Genomic DNA, 17,276 nt, shown 5'->3' on the forward strand with positions numbered 1-17,276 from the left:
GCGCGCCGGCGCCGCGGTCGTGGCAGGCGGGCCTCGGCTCCGCGCCCGGCGGTCAGGGCTGCGGCGTTCCCGGCGGCGGGTGCCCGCACGGGGCGGGCCACAGGTCCTCGCGGCCCAGGTCGGCGACCGCGTACTTGCCGAGCGCGCTGATCAGGAGCCGCAGTTCCAGCGCGAGGCACCGCACCAGGTTCACGAGGCCGTCGGCGCGGCGCTCGTGGACGGCCAGCAGCGCCGCTCGCCCGAGGCCGATCCCGGTGGCCCCCAGGGCCAGCGCCTTCGTCGCGCGGGTGCCCTCCCACATGCGACCGCTGGCCAGCAGGCTCGTCGCCGGGCGGCCGATGCGGGCCAGGCACTCACCGAGGGGGAGCCCGACGTCGAGGAAGGACGTCGGGGCCCAGCCGGTGCCCGCCTCGGCCCCGTCGACGGTGACCGCGTCCGCGCCCTCGGCCCAGGCGATGGCCGCGGCGTCGGCGACGTCGCGGCCAGGAGGCAGCTTCACCCAGATCCGGCAGCGGGGGAAGTTGTTGCGCATCAACCGGACCTGGCTGCCCAGGATGTCCGAGGTGAAGGTTCCCGGACTGCTCGACCGGTGGACCCGCGAGCCCGTCGAGGTGCCGAGCGCGTAGGTGTCGGCCAGGCGTTCCGCCGTGGCGGTGTCGACCAGCGTCATGCCGCCCAGGCCCGGCTTCGCGCCCTGGCCCACCTTCAGCTCGAACCCCAGGCGCCCGGCCTCCAGCAGCGGTGTCACGTTGGGATCGCTGTAGACGAGGTTCCACACCTCCGCGTCGGCGTCCTCGGTGCTCTGCTGCACCACGACACCGCCCAGCTCCGACCGGGACTCCTCGGCGTACGCCCGGATCCGGTCGAGCAGCATCGCCCGCCCCGCGGACTCCTCCACCCGTCCGTACCCCGTGACCGGCACGACGTTCTCGCCGACGACGAGCGGGACGCCCAACGCGCCCGCCTGCCGCGCGACGGCCAGGCCCAGGCCGTCGCTGGCCAGGCTCGTGGAGCCGAAGGCCGAGACGTACAGGGGCAGCGCCGAGCCGAAGCCGCCCAGCCGCGTGGTCAGGTCGACGTCCTCGGGCAGCGGTTCGCGCCCCAGCTCGACCAGCTTCTCCAGCCTGCGCGGCATCAGGACCGGTGGCACGATCCGCAGTGCGTCCAGCGGATCGCCGCCCGTGCCCGCCACCGAGCCGAACACGGCGCGGCCGTACTCCTCGTGCGGCGGGAAGGCCGCCGCCTCACCGCGTCGGGCGCGGTCGCGGACGGCGGTCTCCGGGAAACCCGGCGCGGACAGCGCCGTCACGGCGAGAACACCCCCGGCACCTTGGGGTACGCGCTGGCCTGCCACACCGCCGCCAAACCGGCCACGTACCGGGTGAGCCGCTCCAGGCCGATGCCGAACCCGGAGCTGGCCGGGATGCCCGCGCGGACGCAGTCCAGGTACCAGCCGTACTTCGCGGGGTTCTCACCGGTCTCGCGCATCCGCGTGACGATCCTCGCGTAGTCCGACTCCCGCTCGCTCCCGCTGGCGAGCTCGCCGTACCCCTCGGGCGCCAGCAGGTCGAAGTTGCGCAGCACACCGGGTTCGGTGCGGCTCTCGCGGTCGTAGAAGCCGCGGCTGCCCTTGGGGTAGTCGATCACGAAGAACGGCCTGGGGGCGCGCCTGGAGAGCAGTTCCTCGCCCTGCCAGTCGATCTCGGCGTGCGGGTCCTGCGGGTGGCCCGCGTCCACCAGCGCCGCCACGGCCCGCCGGTGCGGGAGCACGTCGAAGGTCTCACCGGAAACGGCCAGCGCGACGAGGTCGCGGCCGAGTTCGGCCAGCTCGCTCGCGCACCGGTCGAGGCACTCCTTCACCACGCGCGACACGAGCTGCTGCGCCAGCCGCATCACGTCCTCGCGCGTCGCGTCCGCCACCTCGACGTCGATCTGGTGGAACTCCGCCAGGTGCCGGTGCGTCACCGCGGTGTCCAGCGGCTCCAGACGCACGTTCGGCGCGATGGTGTAGATCGAGCCGAACGTCGCCAGCGTGGCCTGCTTGTACAGGATCGCGCTGGTCATGAGCCGGTAGCGCTTGCCGTAGTAGTCGACGTCGACCTGCTTGGCCCCTCGGGCGCCGGGGTCGGTCACCGGGCCGATGACCGGCAGCCTGACTTCGGTCCCCCCTTCGCCGCGCAGGAACTCCCGTGCCGCGTCGACCAGGCAGTTCTGCACCCGCAGGGCCGCCCTGGTGCGCGGAGACCTGAGGTGGTCCACCGGCGTGGGCGGTTCTGGTGTCGTGGTCACGACCGTCCTCCTGTCCGTCCGACGCGCGCGCTCGCCGCTTCGCGCGGGAAGCCGTCGGCCACCGCGATCCCCGTGCCGTCCCCGTTCACAGCAGCTCGTGCTCCAGTCCGCGCAGCAGCTCGTACGCCTTGTCGATCTCCCCCTGGTCGCGGTGCACGAAGAACGCCACGCCGGGAGAGGAGTTCAGGTCCACCGTCCGGCGGGTTCGAGCCCCGTCCGCGATCCGGAACCGCAGGCTCTCGAACGCGGGCAGCTCGGTCAGCGCGGCGCGGAACACCGCCGACGGCAGGGGGACCTCGCGCCGTGCGATCAGGTTGACGCACCGCGCCGCGGCCAGCCGCGGGTACCGTGACCGCCTGCTGGTCAGCGCCGTGGCGTCGGGTGCGTAGCACTCCAGCGTGAGGCCCACCTGGTCGGCGCCCGTGGCGCGGTCGAGAGCGGGCGGGTTGGCCAGGCCGGACACCCGTGCCGCCGTCTCCAGCAGGCACGGTCCGTCCGCCGTGAGCACCAGCTCGGTGTGCGCGGGCCCCTCCCGGATGCCGAGCGCGTCCAGCACGTCGGCGACGTAGGGCAGGATCACGTCCAGGTCGGGGTCGTCGGGCGGCAGCAGGTCCTCGTGGTCGTAGATCGCCCGCTTGTCCGCCAGCACCGCCTTGCGGCTGACCCAGGCGTCGGTGAACCAGTGCCGCCCGTCGCGGCTCACCGAGTTGACCACGAACTCCTCGCCGCACAGGTGTTCCTGGACCAGCACCGCGTCGTTGGTCCGCATCATCAGGTTGCGCTTGCCCATGGTGGTGTCGAACGCGGCCGCGATCTCCTCGTCGGTGTCGCACGTGTACACGTCGTCGGACCCGGCGCTGTCCACCGGCTTCACCACGACGCGGGCCAGCCCTTCGGCGCGCCGCCACGCCACCAGCTCCGCGACGCGCGTGCCACGCAGTTGGCGCGGGGTGCGGACCCCGCGGGCGCGCAGCACCTCCATCATGCGGGCCTTGTCGCGCCTGGCCGTGGACAGTGCGGGGTCGTTGCCGCGCAACCCCAACGCGTTCGCCAGCTCGTCGGCCACCTCCACACCGAACTCGCTGGCCGCGATCACCGCGACGGGCGCTCGTCGCGCCACCCGTCGCACCACCCCGTCCACGTCGTCGGGGTAGGTCAGGTCGTCCTCGAACAACTCCCGCGGCAGGCTCCCGGCGAACGCGGCCGGCATGTCCTGGCGAGACCTGACGTGCAGCAGCCGGTAGCGGTCCGCGGCGTGCCGCGCGAGAAGCGCGCCGGTCGAGAACGCGTCCACCAGCACCAGGACTGACCGGGGGGTCATGACGCCACCTCGCCGTCGTAGCGGCGCGCGACGTGGTTGAGCATCGCGAGCAGCCGGTCGGAGCTGAGCCGCTCGATCTCGCGCGCCGGGCCCGGCACCGGCACGTTCCCCGTCCGGCCCCACACCAGCGCACCGCGTCCGTCCACCACGCAGGTGGCGACGGCGCGGTTGTCCGGGTGGGGGCAGAACGGGATGTCCAGCACGCCGCGGGCGAACGCTCCGACGAGGGCCGACCCGATGTCCGGGTCGAGGTCGAGCACCGCGTCGACGATCGACCGGGCCTCGGAGAGGACCTCGTCGCGGAAGGCGTCCTGCACCGCGGTGGGTGGCTCCGGCGGCCCGGCGGCCTCCTCCGCGGCCAGGCGGAGCGCCGTCACGTTGTCCGCGACGCTGGGGATCTGCCACGCCTCGGAGACCGTCTTGACGATCAGGCGCTCGCAGCCGGTGTCGCGGGCCAACCGGGCGCCGGCCCGGATCAGTCCGGCCGCGCCTGCCGCGGTCCGGGGGAACTGACCCATGTAGGTGTAGAGCACGACGTGCCACGCGACGTCGCCGAGGTAGACCTCGGCGAGGGCCCGCAGTGCGCGCAGAGCCCCGCGGTCCTGCTCGTCGTGCGGGCCCTGCGCGTAGCTCAGCGACAGGTGGCGCAGGCCGTGCGCGCGGAAGTAGAGCCCCTCCAGCAACGTCGTCGCCACCAGCAGCGAGGGTGGGCACAGCTGGCCCAGCAGGCACCCGCCGAAGCTCTCGACGTGCCCGTGCTCGGTCTCCCCCGCCAGGAAGCGGCAGCTCTCCGCCCACGCCGCGACCGCCTCGGCCAGGGGGACCCGGCTGTAGGGCAGGCAGTAGGACACCGGACCGCCTTCGGTCGCGTCGAGGCCGACGCGCACCAGGCGGCGGAACACCCGTTGCGGGAGTGCCGTGCCGTGCCGCACCTGGATCGGGAACGCCGGGCCGTTCAGGCCGTCGAGCATGGTGCGGGTGGTCGCGACCGGGTGGGAGACCAGCGGGTAGCCGTTGAGCTCGTCGCCGTCGGCCAAGCGCCGCAACGGCGTCAGGTAGTCGCCGACGCGGGTGTGGCTGTCCAGCGTGATGGTGCCCACCACCGGCAGCTCCAGCGCCGCGACCGCGCGCAGGCCCTCCCGCATGGCGTGGACCTGCCCGAATCCCATGCGGGGCTGCACGACGAGCCTGTGGTGTTCCCGGTTCGCGGTCACGAACTGGTCCAGGTGGCCTCCCACGTCACCGCCCCGAGATCACTTCGGAGACGCGCTGCCCGTTCCGCGGGTCAACCGTCTGCACCCGGTGCTTGTGCGGGTCGCCCGCGCGGACGCGGGCGATCATGGACTCCTTGTCGTGGAAGTCCACCAGCGCGCTGCGGTAGAGCGTGCGCAGCCGCGCCACGCTCAGCGCCGACACGCCTTCGAGCCACGCGACGGCGTCCGGATCATCGGAATCGCCCCGCAGCACCGCGCGCAGCGCGGGCTCGTCGCCGAGACGGGCGGGATGGCACCGCTCCAGGAACGCGCGCAACCGCTCGCCCCCGTCGGTGAACGGTGAGAACACCATCGCCACCAGTGCGTCCTCCGAGAGGTCGAAGGCGTCCCCGGCGAACTCCTCGGCGATCCGCCTGCGCTCGGCCATCCCCTCCGGCGTGCCGTAGCGCCCCGTGGCGAGCCGGATCAACTCGTCCGGCATCTCCTTCATGCGCATCAACTGCTCCGCCAGCCGCAGGTACTCGGTGACGCCCTCCTCGTAGGTCCGGCCGGCGACGTACCGCGCGCGCAGCCCGCGCAGGTGGGCCATCAGGGAGGGGTTGCCGCAGTCGGACTCGGTGAAGCTGAACGCCAGGTCGTCGAACCGGAAGCCCAGGAAGTCCACGATCAGCTTCCAGTGGTCGTGGACGCGGTAGCCGACCAGGTCGTAGATGGACATGAACACCGGCTCGGAGGACGGGTCGCCCGCCGACACCTCGCGCTCGGCCAGCTCCGCCGCGCTGTCCTCGCCGAACAGCTCGCGCACGTACGCCTCGCCGATGCCGCGCAGCGCGGTCAGCACGGCCCCGAACCCCATCCCGCGCGTCGACGCCACGTCGATGCCGCACTCGACGGCCAGCCTGCGGATCCACGCCGCGTACAGCGCCTGCTCGCGCCGGGAGTCGCCGGTCATCACCGCGTCCACGCCGCCGCGCCACCACACCACGCGGCCGTAGAAGTCGGCCACCGCGAGGTTGCAGCTGTTGCAGAAGGTCGGCCTGCCGTCGCCCGCGCTGCGGTGGCCGTTCATCAGGACGTCGAGCCGGTTGACGGCACGCAGGCGATCAGGCATCGGCAGGTCGCGGCGGAACGGGCGGACCTCCGTGTGGTCGACGGTCAGCAGCTCGGCGCGTTCGTCGTCCAGCAGCCCCAGGACCCGGTAGACGCGGTCGATGTTGTCCATCACCGCCTGGGGAACGCCTGCGTGCCGCATGTTCGCCACGCGCATCACGAAGGTCCGGTCGTGGTCGAGCCGCAGTCGCAGTTGGACGGCGCGCACGAACGCGACGACGTAGGTGCTGTCCTTCCCGCCGCCGTAGGCGACCATCACCTTGTAGTCGGCCAGCTCGTCGACACCGCCCGCGGCCTGCACCAGCTTCGCGCCGATCGCGTCGACGCCCGCGAGTTCGACCTCGCTCAGGTAGCAGGCCAGGCCGTCGAAGAGTGCGCGGTCGTCCTCACGGGTGTTCACAGCGGCGTCACCTCCAGGTCGTAGTCCGCGATGATGTGGCGGATGTCGGCCTCCACGCGGTCCTCGTCGTCGCCGAGCAGGATGAACCGCCCGCTGTGCAGGGCGTCGTAGCTGCCGCCGGGTTCCAGCACGTCTCCGACGTGCGGCACCAGCTCGCGCCACACCGCGGGCACGCGCCCGGCCATCGACGAGGACCGCACCACCCGCACCGGCCGGTCGGGTTTGGGGATGATCAGCCAGCCGCCGCTGGAGTCGCGGTCCTTGACGGGCACGGGTACCGGCTCGTCGGACAGGTCGCGCAGCCAGGTCTCGTAGAGGTTGACGCCGAACAGCTTGTTCAGCAGGTGCGGCACGTCGGCGCCCGCCACCCGGCCGCCGATCTCCAGGAACACCAGCTCGTCGTCCGGCGTGACGAACAGCTCCAGGTGGAACGGCAGACGACGCATCCGCAGCACCGAGACGCAGTCGCGGGTGAACTCCTCGACCCGGTCCCGCAGCGCGGAGCGCCCGACGACCACGGACCCGAGCGGCGCGCCGGAGACGAAGTCGAGACAGTCGTTGACGTACCGGGACACGACCAGGAACGGGATGCCCGAGTCGGCGTCCGCGTACCCGTCGACGTGGAAGATCCTGCCCGGCACGAACTCCTCGATCTCGTAGCGGGCCAGGTCGACGGTCGGCAGCAGCGCGGTCAGCGCGGCCTCGTCGTCCACGCGGTGCACCCCGATGCTCCCCGCGCTGTTCACCGGCTTGAGGATCACCGGGTAGCCGTGGGCGGCGGCGAAGGCGCGGCACCGCGCGAGGTCCTCGCAGGGCTCGAACGCGGGCACCCGCACCCCCGCACCGGCGAGGACCTCCTTCATCCGGACCTTGTCCCGGTAGACCGCGACCTCCTCTGTCGTCGGCCCCGGAACGCCCAGGTCCTCACGCACCTGAGCGGCGATCTCCAGGGTGAACTCCGACAGCGCGATCAGCCGGTCCACCGGTCCGACCTCCTCCACCACCTCGGCCACCGCGTCGCGCAGGGACGTGAAGACGTTCACGTCGTCCACCAGCACCAGGTGCGCGATCTTCTCCTGGGCCACCAGGACGCCCCGCGCCCCAGGGCCGTCGACCACGTAGCTCACCCGGTGGCGGTCGTGGTCCACGAACTCCTCGTACCGGGTCAGCTCGTTGTCCCACCGCACCCCGTCGGAGAACCTGGGCCAGCGGTTGACGATCACAATGTGCACGACCGCACTCCCGTCTCGGTGGTGTCCCGCGCGCTCGGGTGGCGAACCGGCAGGCGCGCGCGCAGGAACTCCCGGAACCGGGGCACCGCGTCCTCCCCGGTGAACACCTCGGCGCACCCACGGGCCAGCAGGTCCTCGCGGACCCGGACGTTGTCCGACTCCGCGGTGGTGAGCTTCCCGCCCACCACGACGGCCACGTCCAGTCCGTCGCGGCGCAACGCCGACAGCAGCAGGCGGGCGCCGTGGTGGCCGTGGCCGTTCACGCTCGACACCACCAGCAGGTCCGGCCTGCGGCGGGCCACCGCTCGCACGACCTCGGTGATCGGCGTGCAGCAGCCGAGGTTCCGCACCCGCATCCCGTGCTCCTCCAGCAGCTTCTCCAGGTACACCAGGTTCCAGATGTGCGCGTCGGACTCCACGGTGCACACCAGGGCGCGTCTCATGCCGTGCCTCCCGCGGGAACGGGGGCGGAGGCGGCCAGCGCGCGCCGGAAACCGCGGATCGTCAGCGGCAGCAGCACCGAGCCGACCACGCACAGCAGCACCGCGAGCAAGGCCACCAGCCGCTGCGGGCCGAAGGCCGAGCCCACACCGGCCACGAGCAGGCCGCCGATCGGGTAGGACAGCAGGTTGAGCAGGTAGAAGGGGCCCATCACCTTGCCGAGGTGCGCGGAGGGGATGACCCGCACCCGCTGGGTCCGGTTGAACACGTTGAAGTAGGCGATCCCGGCCAGCGACAGCACGAACGCCGGTCCGTAGACCAGGAACGACGGCGCGACGCCCAGCACCACGAGCCCGACGCCCGCCAGCGCGAACCCGAACACGCCCAGCCCCTCCACCGGCACCTTCCGCAGCAGGAACGGGATCGCGAGCAGGTTGAGCAGACCGGTCACGCCCACGCAGGTGTTGAGCAGCGCGAAGGACGACTCCGGCGCCCGGAACACGCCGGTGATGAGCGCGGCGTTCGCGCTGAGCACCGTGGCGAAGACCAGGTTGATCGAGAAGTTCAGCGACCCGAGCAGCACCACCGGGCGGTTGGCCAGCAGCAGCGTCCAGCCGAGGCCGAGTTCGGCGAGGATCTCCCGCGCGCTGCTCCTGCCGGGGACCCGTTCCCCGCGCGGCAACGGCAGCCAACAGGCCGCCGCGACCGCGAACACGGTCGCCGCCACGACGAGCAGCCACACCTTGCCCACGACCAGCGCGGCCAGCAGCGCGAGCGCGGGCCCGAGCGCCATCGCCAGCAGCTCCATGTTCTGCACCAGCGACTGCATGGGTGCCAACCGCTCACCGCGCGCCAGCTGGGGGACCATCTTCTCGATCGACATCCGCACCGGCGCGACCAGCACGGACAGCACCACACCGCTGGTCAGCAGCGCCGCCGTGGTGAACGAGGGCGCCAGCAGGCAGATCAGCGCGACCACCGCCAGCACCACGGCACGCCCGCCGGTGACCCGCGAGAACAGCCGCGCACCGCCGTCCCTGTCGGCCAACAGCCCGGCGAACGGGTAGGCGATCAGGGCGGGCAGCCACTCCAGCGCGAACGCCAGCCCCAGGGTGCCGACGCTCCCGGTGTCCTGGAAGATCAGCAGCGGCACGGCGAACAGCACCATCTGCTCGGCGATCAGACCCAGCAGCACACCGCAGCCGAACAGGCCCCGGTGCGCGCGGGACACGGCCGTCATGACGCTCTCTCGGCGCGTTCGTGCTCGCGGACCAGCGGCAGCACGTGGGTGTAGAAGATCCGCATCTCGTCGCGGGTGGGCCACCCGGAGAAGATGAACTCGCTGACCCCCGACGCCTTGTACCGGTAGAGGTAGTCGGCGACCTCCTGGTAGCTGCCGACGACGCACAGCGCCGGACCGCCCCGGTAGGCGACCGCGCCGGAGTACAGCATCGGGGACAACCAGTCGTCGCCCGCCGCACCGGCCAGCCGGAAGGACGTCTTCACCGCCTCGGAGTCGGACTTCGCCACGAAGTCGTGGACCCACTTCCGGTGCTGCTCGTCCGGGTCGCGCATCATGTCCTCCAGCGCGAGCAGCGCCTCGGCCCTGCTCTCCCGCGCCAGCACGTGCATCCGGATGCCGACCGAGCAGCCCTGCGCCAGCACGGGCGCGGCGGCCCGCGCGATGCCCTCGGGGGTGTCGCCGTAGCGCAGCCAGCAGTCGCCGTGCTCGATCGCGGTCGCCTGCGCCACACCGGAGGCCCCGCTGATGTAGATCCTGGGGCGGCCACCACCCTTGTAGCCCAGGCCGAGTTGGGCCTCCTCGATGCGGTAGTGCGTTCCGTCGTGGGTCAGCGGCGACTCCCCCCGCCAGAAGCGGTGCAGCACGTCGAGGAACTCGTTCGACCGCGCGTAGCGGTCGTCGTGGGCGAGGAAGTCGCCGTAGTACGCCTGTTCGACGGGCGAGATGCCCGCGACCAGGTTCAGCGAGATCCGGCCGTCGGACATCCACGAGATGGTGTTCACCACCTGGACGAAGAGCGTCGGCGAGAGCAGGCCGGGCCGGTAGGCGAGGATGAACGTGGCTCGATCGGTCTCGCGGACCAGCGCGCCGATCATCGGCAGCGGATCGGGCATGTGGTAGCTGATCCCCATCAGCAGGGAATCCACGCCGAGGTCGTCCGCCTCCCGCGCGAAGTCGACGATCCCGTCGAAGTCGAGTTCACCGGTCTGGTACTTCTCGCTGGCCTTCTTCTGCCCGCTGTCCAGGGGAGAGCACCAGTGGAACCTCAACCCGCTCACTTCTGCCCCCTCGTCGGCCGCAGAGCACCACCGGCCGCGTCGTCGCGAGAACCCTCCGCCGCTTCCCCGGACGTCCGGGCCTCCTCGCCGGAGGACCCGAAGACGATGCCCCTCTTCCACCCGCTTCGCTCGAACACCCGCATGACCGGTGTGGCCGCGAAGGTGGTGATGATCGTCATCAGGGCGAGGACCGTGTAGAGCTGGTTGGTGATCAGGCCCGCGGAGAGGCCGATGTTGAGGAGGATCAGCTCCATCAACCCGCGGGCGTTGGCGAGCGCGCCCATCGCGCCCGCCTCGCGCCAACTCATCCCCTGCCACCGGGCCACCAGTCCGATGGCGCCGAACTTGCCCACGAACGACACGACCAGCACGACGACCGTCACCAGCAGCACCCGCGGATCGAGGATCAGGCTGAGTTCGGTGTTGAGCCCCGAGTAGATGAAGAAGGCCGGGAGGAGGAGGTAGGCGACCAGTGGCTCGAACCGCTCACGGATGGCGTCGAGGAACGCGCCGCGCGGCATCACCGCGCCCGCCACGAACGCACCGAAGACCGAGTAGATGCCGACGTAGTCGGTGAACCAGCTCGCCAGCAGCACGACGAGCAGCACCACCGTGAGCGGAGCGACGGGCAGGCCACCGCTGCGTTCCCGGTCGTCGTCGCCCGGCGTCCAGGTGTTCAGCCGCTTCAGGAGGGGGCGTGCGACGAAGGTCATGAAGGCCAGGTAGGCCAGGCCCCCGCCGATCGCGAGGAGGGCGCCCGCCATGCTCGCCTTCGTCGTGGCGACGACCGTCGCCAGCAGCACCCAGGCGCAGGCGTCGTCGACGGCCGCGCACGACAGCGACATCGTGCCGAGCCGGGTGTTCAGCAGACCGGAGGCGTGGACGATCCAGGCCAGCATCGGGAACGCGGTGATCGCGACCGCCGCCGCCAGGAACAGCCCGCCCTGCCAACTGCTGACCTTGTCGGTGAAGTAGTCGCCCTGGCCCACCAGCCACACGCCGACCACGCCCCCCAGCAGCAGGGGGAAGACGATGCCCGCGGCCGACGTGGCCCCGGCCTTTCCCAGGTGCGACCGGAGGATCTCCAGCTTGAACGACGCACCCACCAGGAACATGTACAGCACGAGCCCGATCTGGCCCACGACGTAGATGGCGGTCAGGTTCGGGTGCGTCACCGTCGCCCCGCCGACGTCCAGCGCGGTGGGGAAGAGCCATTCCTGTCCGGAGGGCCAGACCCAGCCGAACACCGTGGGCCCCAGCACGAAGCCGGCGGCCATGATCGCCACCACCTGGACCTGGCCGAGCCGCCGGAACACCGGCCAGAGCAGGCGGCAGGTCACGAGAATGACCGCGACCTGTAGGAAGAAGTGCGTCGTGACCTCTAGTAATGAGGGCATGCATCAGCCTCGCCTAGATCAGGAGTCGACAGGTCCCCTAGGGGGTCGGCATCGCTATGACGTGCACCGTGGACATCGCTGTCGCCACCAGCTTGCCACCACCGCCGTAGGCCTCCGCGGCGATGTAGATGGCCGTTCGCCCGGCTTTGCGGACCTCGGCGATCAACCTCAGCTCGTCTCCGGGAACCACCGCGCGCAGGAAGTGGGTCGACAGTTCCAGCGTCGTCGTCGGTCCGCGCGCGGTGAGGTAGCTGAGAGGCCCGATGAGGTTGTCGAACATCGCGGACAGGAACCCGCCCTGCAACAGGCCCACGGCGTTCGCGTGCTGCGGCGACACCCGCACCACCGCCGTCAACGACCGGGCGGGAACGTACTCCTCGTACCGGATGTCGAACACCTTCACCGACGGCGGGGGGAGGGCGAGGGTGACCCCTGGCGGGGCGACGCCGCGGAACAGCTCGAAGGTGAGCTCCTGGATCTCGTCGTGCCCGCGAACCGTCGCGTCGTCACTCATGGGTGGCTCCTGCCTCGCCGCGGCGGTGTTCCGCCTCGGTCAGAAATTTCTCCAGGACCGGGTTGAACCCCGGCGCGTGCTGGACGGCGTGCCCCGCTCCGGGCAGGCGGACCCGCTGCCCGTCGAGCCGGGTGGCGAGGGCGTCGCACAGCCGCTCCAGCGCGGGGTGGTGCTCCCCCGAGACGACCAGCGTCGGCGTGCCCGCCCCGGTGATCACGTCGAACCGGGGCCGCGCCTCCCGCGGCGAACGGAGTTCGCGCCACAGCGCCATCGCGTGGCGGACGTCGGCGTCCTGCCCGACCAGCATGGTCCGGTCCACGCCCGCGACGGCGTAGAACTCGCTCTCGGCCTGCGCGTCGTCCGCGCTCGCGGCGAACCGGTCGGCCAGGGCCGCCAACTCCTCGACGAACTCGTCGTCCCCGGCCGCGGTCCACAGCGGCACCTCGATCAGGGTCAGCGACCGGACCCGGTCCGGCAGCCGCTCGGCCGCGAGGAACGCCCCCAAGCCGCCGTAGGAGAACCCGACCAGGTGGACGCCGCCGGGCTCCCCCGCGATGAGGTCCACCAGGTCGTCGGCGTCGACGAGGAAGTCCTGCAACGACGCGGCCGGACTGGGCGGGTAGCCCCGACGGCTCGGAACGATGAGCGACCACCGGGCTTCGAGCTCGTGCTGACCGGCCCACGTCACCTTCGGCGGCAGCCCGCCGTGCACCAGCACGACCGGCGGCCCGGTTCCCGACCTGTGCACGAACAGGGGCGCCGAGGACGGCGAGCCCACCTGGTCGGACGTTCCCTTCAGAGTCATAGCCCTCTCCTCGCCCCGAACGACGGCGTCGTAGCGTTCCGGCGTGAGTTCCTGGTAGGTGGGGTCCCCCGCGTCGCGTACGTAGAGCGGCTCGCCTTCCCCTGGGGCGAAACCCTGGCGCTGGAGCGACGACTTGGTCAGTTTCAGCGTCGCCGTCGTCTCCAGCGAGGGCAGCACGCGGATGAAGACGGGCTGCGCGTAGCGCGGCAGCGCCGAATCGAGGTGCGCGGCGAGCGCCGCGCCGTCGAACCGAGCGCCGTCGGCCAGGACGACGGCCGCCATCCCGGCGCGGCCCTCGCGTCCCGGTACCGGCACGCCGTAGACGTTGGCCGCGGCGATGCCCGGCCACCGCACGAGCTGTTCCTGCACCTCGGTGGTCGACACGTTCTCGCCCCGGTAGCGGAAGGTGTCGCCCAACCGGTCGACGAAGAACAGGTTGTTCCGCTCGTCGAGGCGGAAGACGTCGCCCGTGTCGTACAGCGCGTCCCCGTCGCGGAAGGCATTCGTGACGATCTTCGCGCGGGTGGCCCCTTCGTCCCGGTAGCCGCCGAAGGGCGTTCGCTTCCGGATGGGTCCGAGCAGGACGCCGGTCTCCCCCGGCCCGCACCGCACCAGCCGCCCGCCCTCGCGGACGAAGTCGTCGCGCTCGAAGTCCCACTTCGCCAGTGTGCCGCCGAGGCGCAGCTTGCCGACCGACCCGACCTCCCCCGTCAGGTTGATCGTGGCGATGTTGCCCTCGGTGGACGCGTACAACTCGACGATCCGCGGTACCTCGAACCGGTCCCGCAGGGCGGTCCAGACGTCGGCCTGCAACCCCTGGCCGACGATGACGCGCACCCGGTGCCCGCGGTCGTGGTCGCCGGGCGGCGTGTTGACCAGGTACCGGCACATCTCGCCGACGTAGTTGAAGCCCGTCGCCCGGTAGCGGTGGACGTCGCGCCAGAACCCACCGGCCGAGAACCGGCGTGCGAGCGCCAGCGCGGCCCCGTGCGCGAGGACGCTCGACAGGGCGATCACCAGAGCGTTGGTGTGGAACAGCGGAAGGCAGTTGTAGACCACGTCCCCCGGCTGGAAACGCCACCCCAGGGCGCCGGTCACCCGTCCGACGGTGGTCAACCGCTGGTAGCTCATGACGGCGGCCTTGGGCAGCCCGGTCGTCCCGCTCGTGAAGATGTAGGCGCCGGTGTCACCGAGGGTGTGCCCGGCCGTCTCGGGCGGGTCGGTGGACGTCCCGCTCGGCACGAACCGCGCGAGGCCCGCGGTACCGGGCGCCGTCCCGTCCTCGTCCACCAGGCAGTGGGCGATCAGGTCGTCCGCCACGCGGTCCCGGACCGCCAGGAACGCGGGCAGGCACTCCGAACCGACGATCAGGTGGGTCGCCCCGCACACGGACAGGGCGTGCGCGAGCCCGTCGCCACGCGCCCGCGTGTTGACCAGTGCCACGACGACGCCGAGCTTCCCCGCCGCGAGGTAGTGCCAGACGAACTCGGGGCGGTTCTCCATGAGCAGGGCGAGGACGTCGCCCTTGCGCAGGCCGTTCGCCCGGTACGCGTGCGCGGTGCGGTTGACGAGCCGGTTGGCCTGCGCGTAGGTGAACCGCTCGTCCTCGTGGAGCAGGAAGGCGCTCGCCCCGTGCCTGCTCCTGCGCTCGAGTTCGAGCGCCAGCGTGCGGTTCGAGCGCGCACCTTCGAGCAGGCCCCGTGCGAGGACCCGGTGCGACCGGATTCGCTGCGTCAGTGCCACTGTGCGCCCTTCGCCGCGTCGACGGCCGTCATGGCGGCGAAGTACTTCTCGCGCGCCTCGTCCGCGAGGCGGTCCCAGCGGTCCCACGTCATCGGAGCCGGTTCCCGATCGGGCACGAACCGGTACCGGGACAGGTCGTCGATCCCCTTGAGGCGCTGGAGGATCTCCGCGTCGAGCAGGGTGCTCCCGGTGTGCTCCGCCGGGTCCTGTTCGAGCACCGCCATCATGGCGTCGACGACGACGTCCTCGCGCCGCCAGTCCTCGGGGGCGCCGATGCCGAGGTTCCGCGTCGCCGCCGTCCCGATGAGCGTCTGCGTCCACACCGAGTTGCAGGCGATGCCGGTCCCCGCCAACTCCTCGGCCAGGCCGAGCGTCAGCAGCGTGGCGTTGAGCTTGGACGCCATGTAGGCGACCTTCCCCCTGACGTGGTCGAGCACGTCGAGGCCGATCGGCGGGCTCATGTTCACGATGTGGCCCCAGTTCCGCCGCCGCATGTGGGGAAGGCAGTGGTGCGCGAGCAGGAACGGCGCGCGGGAGTTGACGTCCATCATCAGGTCGAACCGCTTCGGCGGCGTGGCCTCGACCCCCTGGAGCCACATGGCGCCCGCGTTGTTCAGCAGGATGTCCACGCGGCCGAACCGCTCGACGGCCTGGTCGACGACGTTCTTCAGGTCCGCCTCGTCGCGGACGTCGCACCGCACCCCCAAGGCCGAGCCACCGCGCGCCTCGACCTCCCGGACGGTCTCCGGGACGCTTCCCGGCAGCCTGCCGCCGCTCTCCATCGTCTTGGCCGCGACCACCACCGCCGTTCCCCGGCTCGCCAGCGCGAGCGCCATCGCCCTGCCGATGCCGCGGCTGCCGCCGGTGATGATCGCCACCCTGCCGTCGAAGCTGGTCACGTCCCCTCCACCGGTCACCGGCCCGCCACCACCGCGACCGGTTCGTCGCGCGGCAGGTCGCACTCCTTGGCGATCTCCCGCTCGAACGCGTCCGCCCAGGCCTCCAACCGGTCGACGTTGTTCCGCATGTCGCGGAAGGTCTGGTCGGCGGTCTTCTCGGTGAGCAGGTCCAGGTGCAGCTCGGCGCAGATGGGCACCTTGCTGTACTCGACGAACAGGTACCTGTCCGGTTGGGCCGCCTGCGCGGCGAAGGCGCGCAGGTTCGCCTGCATGCGTTTCTGGATGGGCAGGAACCTCGCCGCGATGGGGTGGAACTCGGCGGCGGCGTCCTCGCTCTTGAACAGACCGCGGAACAGCATCTGCGAGGGGAGCGACCAGTAGTACGACGTGTCCCACATGACCTTCGTGAACATGGCAGGCGCGTGCCCGAAGATGCCGTAGCTGTCCTGGTACACCTGGAGGTAGTTCGGCCAGAGGTCGTCGAGCAGCAACCGGTTGTACCGCTGGGCGACGTCGGCGGTCAGGCGGCCCGCGCGGTCGAGTTCGACGAGCCGCGTCGTGATGGTGTTCGTGTAGGCGATGAAGTCCGTTCCAGGGCTGTAGAACGCGTCGAGGAAGACCGCCGCCTCACCGACGCAGGACCACCGGTCGTGCGAGAAGGCCTGCTCGGACCCGTGGCTCACGTTCCGCAGCTTCAAGAAGTCGAGGACCTCGGCGTGCTCCACGAACGCCGCGAGCGTCGGCTCGTGCTCGGCGAGCCACTGGCGCGCCCTCGGTTCCGTCGCGTACGTCTTGAAGGGGTGGATGCGCTCGTCGGTGACGATGCCGACGCTCGTGTTCCCCGACGCCAGCGGGATCATCCACACCCAGTAGCCGCGACCCATCAGGTGGTTGGTGGAGAACCACCTGCGCTCCTGCGTCTTCGGCGTCCACGTCGGGCTCGTGGCCGCCGCCATCCGCTCGACGTCGTACTCGCCGCGGAAGCGCCACCACGCCGCGTTGATCTCGTGCGGGCTGGGGGTGCCCAGGCCGAGCTTGCGCTGCAGCAGCCGGTGGCGACCGGACGCGTCGGCGACGAAGCGCGCCCTGACCTCGCGCTCGCCGCCCTCACCCGGCACCTGGTAGTGGACGACGTGGTCGTCGCCGGTGGAGGAGAGGTCGACGTCGATCACCTTGGCGCCCTCGACGAGGTCGACACCGAGCTCGTGGCTGCCCTTCCGCAGATCGCGTTCGAGGATGCCCCGGTCGATCTGGTAGGACGGCACGCGCGCGAACCGCCGCGCACCGATCTCCGGTCGCGCCTCGAACGGTCCGTGCGGATCGCCGAAGAACATGCGCAGGCCCAGCTTGTGCAGGTGCCGCGTGTTGAAGTAGCCGGTGAGGCCGAGCTGCTCGGTGAGGTAGTTCGCACCCCCCTCGACCGTGGCCTCCCCGACCTTGTGGGCACCGTCCGGGATGTCCCCCGAGGTCCGTTCGAGCACCAGCACCGCGAGGTCCGGCATGGTCCGCTTGAGCTGCCTCGACAGCGTCAACCCTGCCAGGCCGCCGCCGCACACCACGACGTCGTAACGTTCGACTGCTTCCATGATTCCGCTCCGTCCGAGTCGGTC

General features: G+C 71.5%; 14 protein-coding genes. All 14 read right to left on the reverse strand.

Annotated features, from left to right (window positions below; translation table 11 throughout):
• Positions 1-52 precede the first annotated feature (52 nt).
• Positions 53-1,309, reverse strand: a complete 1,257-nt coding sequence (locus VFZ92_RS12960; protein ID WP_330876128.1) for a glutamate synthase-related protein — start codon at positions 1,307-1,309, stop codon at positions 53-55.
• Positions 1,306-2,289, reverse strand: a complete 984-nt coding sequence (locus tag VFZ92_RS12965) for an asparagine synthetase A (RefSeq protein WP_330876129.1) — start codon at positions 2,287-2,289, stop codon at positions 1,306-1,308. The genes VFZ92_RS12960 and VFZ92_RS12965 overlap by 4 nt, the downstream gene beginning before the upstream one ends.
• Positions 2,290-2,374: 85 nt before the next feature.
• Entirely contained in the window at positions 2,375-3,610 is a 1,236-nt protein-coding gene (locus VFZ92_RS12970) for an ATP-grasp domain-containing protein (RefSeq protein WP_330876130.1), read from the reverse strand.
• Positions 3,607-4,848, reverse strand: a complete 1,242-nt coding sequence (locus VFZ92_RS12975; RefSeq protein WP_330876131.1) for a methylaspartate mutase — start codon at positions 4,846-4,848, stop codon at positions 3,607-3,609. Before VFZ92_RS12975 ends, VFZ92_RS12970 begins: the two co-directional genes overlap by 4 nt.
• A 1-nt stretch (position 4,849) precedes the next feature.
• On the reverse strand, positions 4,850-6,334 hold the full coding sequence (locus VFZ92_RS12980) for a hypothetical protein (RefSeq protein WP_330876132.1): 1,485 nt from the start codon (positions 6,332-6,334) through the stop codon (positions 4,850-4,852).
• Positions 6,331-7,566 carry an ATP-grasp domain-containing protein gene (locus tag VFZ92_RS12985; protein ID WP_330876133.1) on the reverse strand — a complete coding sequence of 412 codons (1,236 nt, stop codon included), beginning with the start codon at positions 7,564-7,566 and terminating at the stop codon, positions 6,331-6,333. Before VFZ92_RS12985 ends, VFZ92_RS12980 begins: the two co-directional genes overlap by 4 nt.
• A complete protein-coding gene (locus VFZ92_RS12990) occupies positions 7,554-8,009 on the reverse strand; it encodes a cobalamin B12-binding domain-containing protein (protein ID WP_330876134.1) in 456 nt (151 codons plus the stop codon). The genes VFZ92_RS12985 and VFZ92_RS12990 overlap by 13 nt, the downstream gene beginning before the upstream one ends.
• Entirely contained in the window at positions 8,006-9,247 is a 1,242-nt protein-coding gene (locus tag VFZ92_RS12995; protein WP_330876135.1) for an MFS transporter, read from the reverse strand. Before VFZ92_RS12995 ends, VFZ92_RS12990 begins: the two co-directional genes overlap by 4 nt.
• Positions 9,244-10,308, reverse strand: coding sequence for an LLM class flavin-dependent oxidoreductase (locus VFZ92_RS13000; protein ID WP_330876136.1), 1,065 nt, complete (start codon positions 10,306-10,308; stop codon positions 9,244-9,246). The genes VFZ92_RS12995 and VFZ92_RS13000 overlap by 4 nt, the downstream gene beginning before the upstream one ends.
• Complete coding sequence (locus VFZ92_RS13005; RefSeq protein ID WP_330876137.1) at positions 10,305-11,705, reverse strand: cation:proton antiporter; 1,401 nt, start codon at positions 11,703-11,705, stop codon at positions 10,305-10,307. The genes VFZ92_RS13000 and VFZ92_RS13005 overlap by 4 nt, the downstream gene beginning before the upstream one ends.
• A 37-nt stretch (positions 11,706-11,742) precedes the next feature.
• The gene (locus tag VFZ92_RS13010; RefSeq protein WP_330876138.1) at positions 11,743-12,219 is read right to left on the reverse strand and encodes a PaaI family thioesterase; all 477 of its coding nucleotides are present in this window, start codon (positions 12,217-12,219) and stop codon (positions 11,743-11,745) included.
• Entirely contained in the window at positions 12,212-14,767 is a 2,556-nt protein-coding gene (locus VFZ92_RS13015; RefSeq protein ID WP_330876139.1) for a long-chain-acyl-CoA synthetase, read from the reverse strand. Before VFZ92_RS13015 ends, VFZ92_RS13010 begins: the two co-directional genes overlap by 8 nt.
• Positions 14,758-15,666, reverse strand: coding sequence for an SDR family oxidoreductase (locus VFZ92_RS13020; RefSeq protein ID WP_330876140.1), 909 nt, complete (start codon positions 15,664-15,666; stop codon positions 14,758-14,760). The genes VFZ92_RS13015 and VFZ92_RS13020 overlap by 10 nt, the downstream gene beginning before the upstream one ends.
• A 14-nt stretch (positions 15,667-15,680) precedes the next feature.
• The gene (locus VFZ92_RS13025; RefSeq protein ID WP_330876141.1) at positions 15,681-17,252 is read right to left on the reverse strand and encodes an NAD(P)/FAD-dependent oxidoreductase; all 1,572 of its coding nucleotides are present in this window, start codon (positions 17,250-17,252) and stop codon (positions 15,681-15,683) included.
• Positions 17,253-17,276 lie beyond the last annotated feature (24 nt).

The sequence above is a fragment of the Umezawaea sp. genome (assembly GCF_036375055.1).
Classification (GTDB): domain Bacteria; phylum Actinomycetota; class Actinomycetes; order Mycobacteriales; family Pseudonocardiaceae; genus Umezawaea.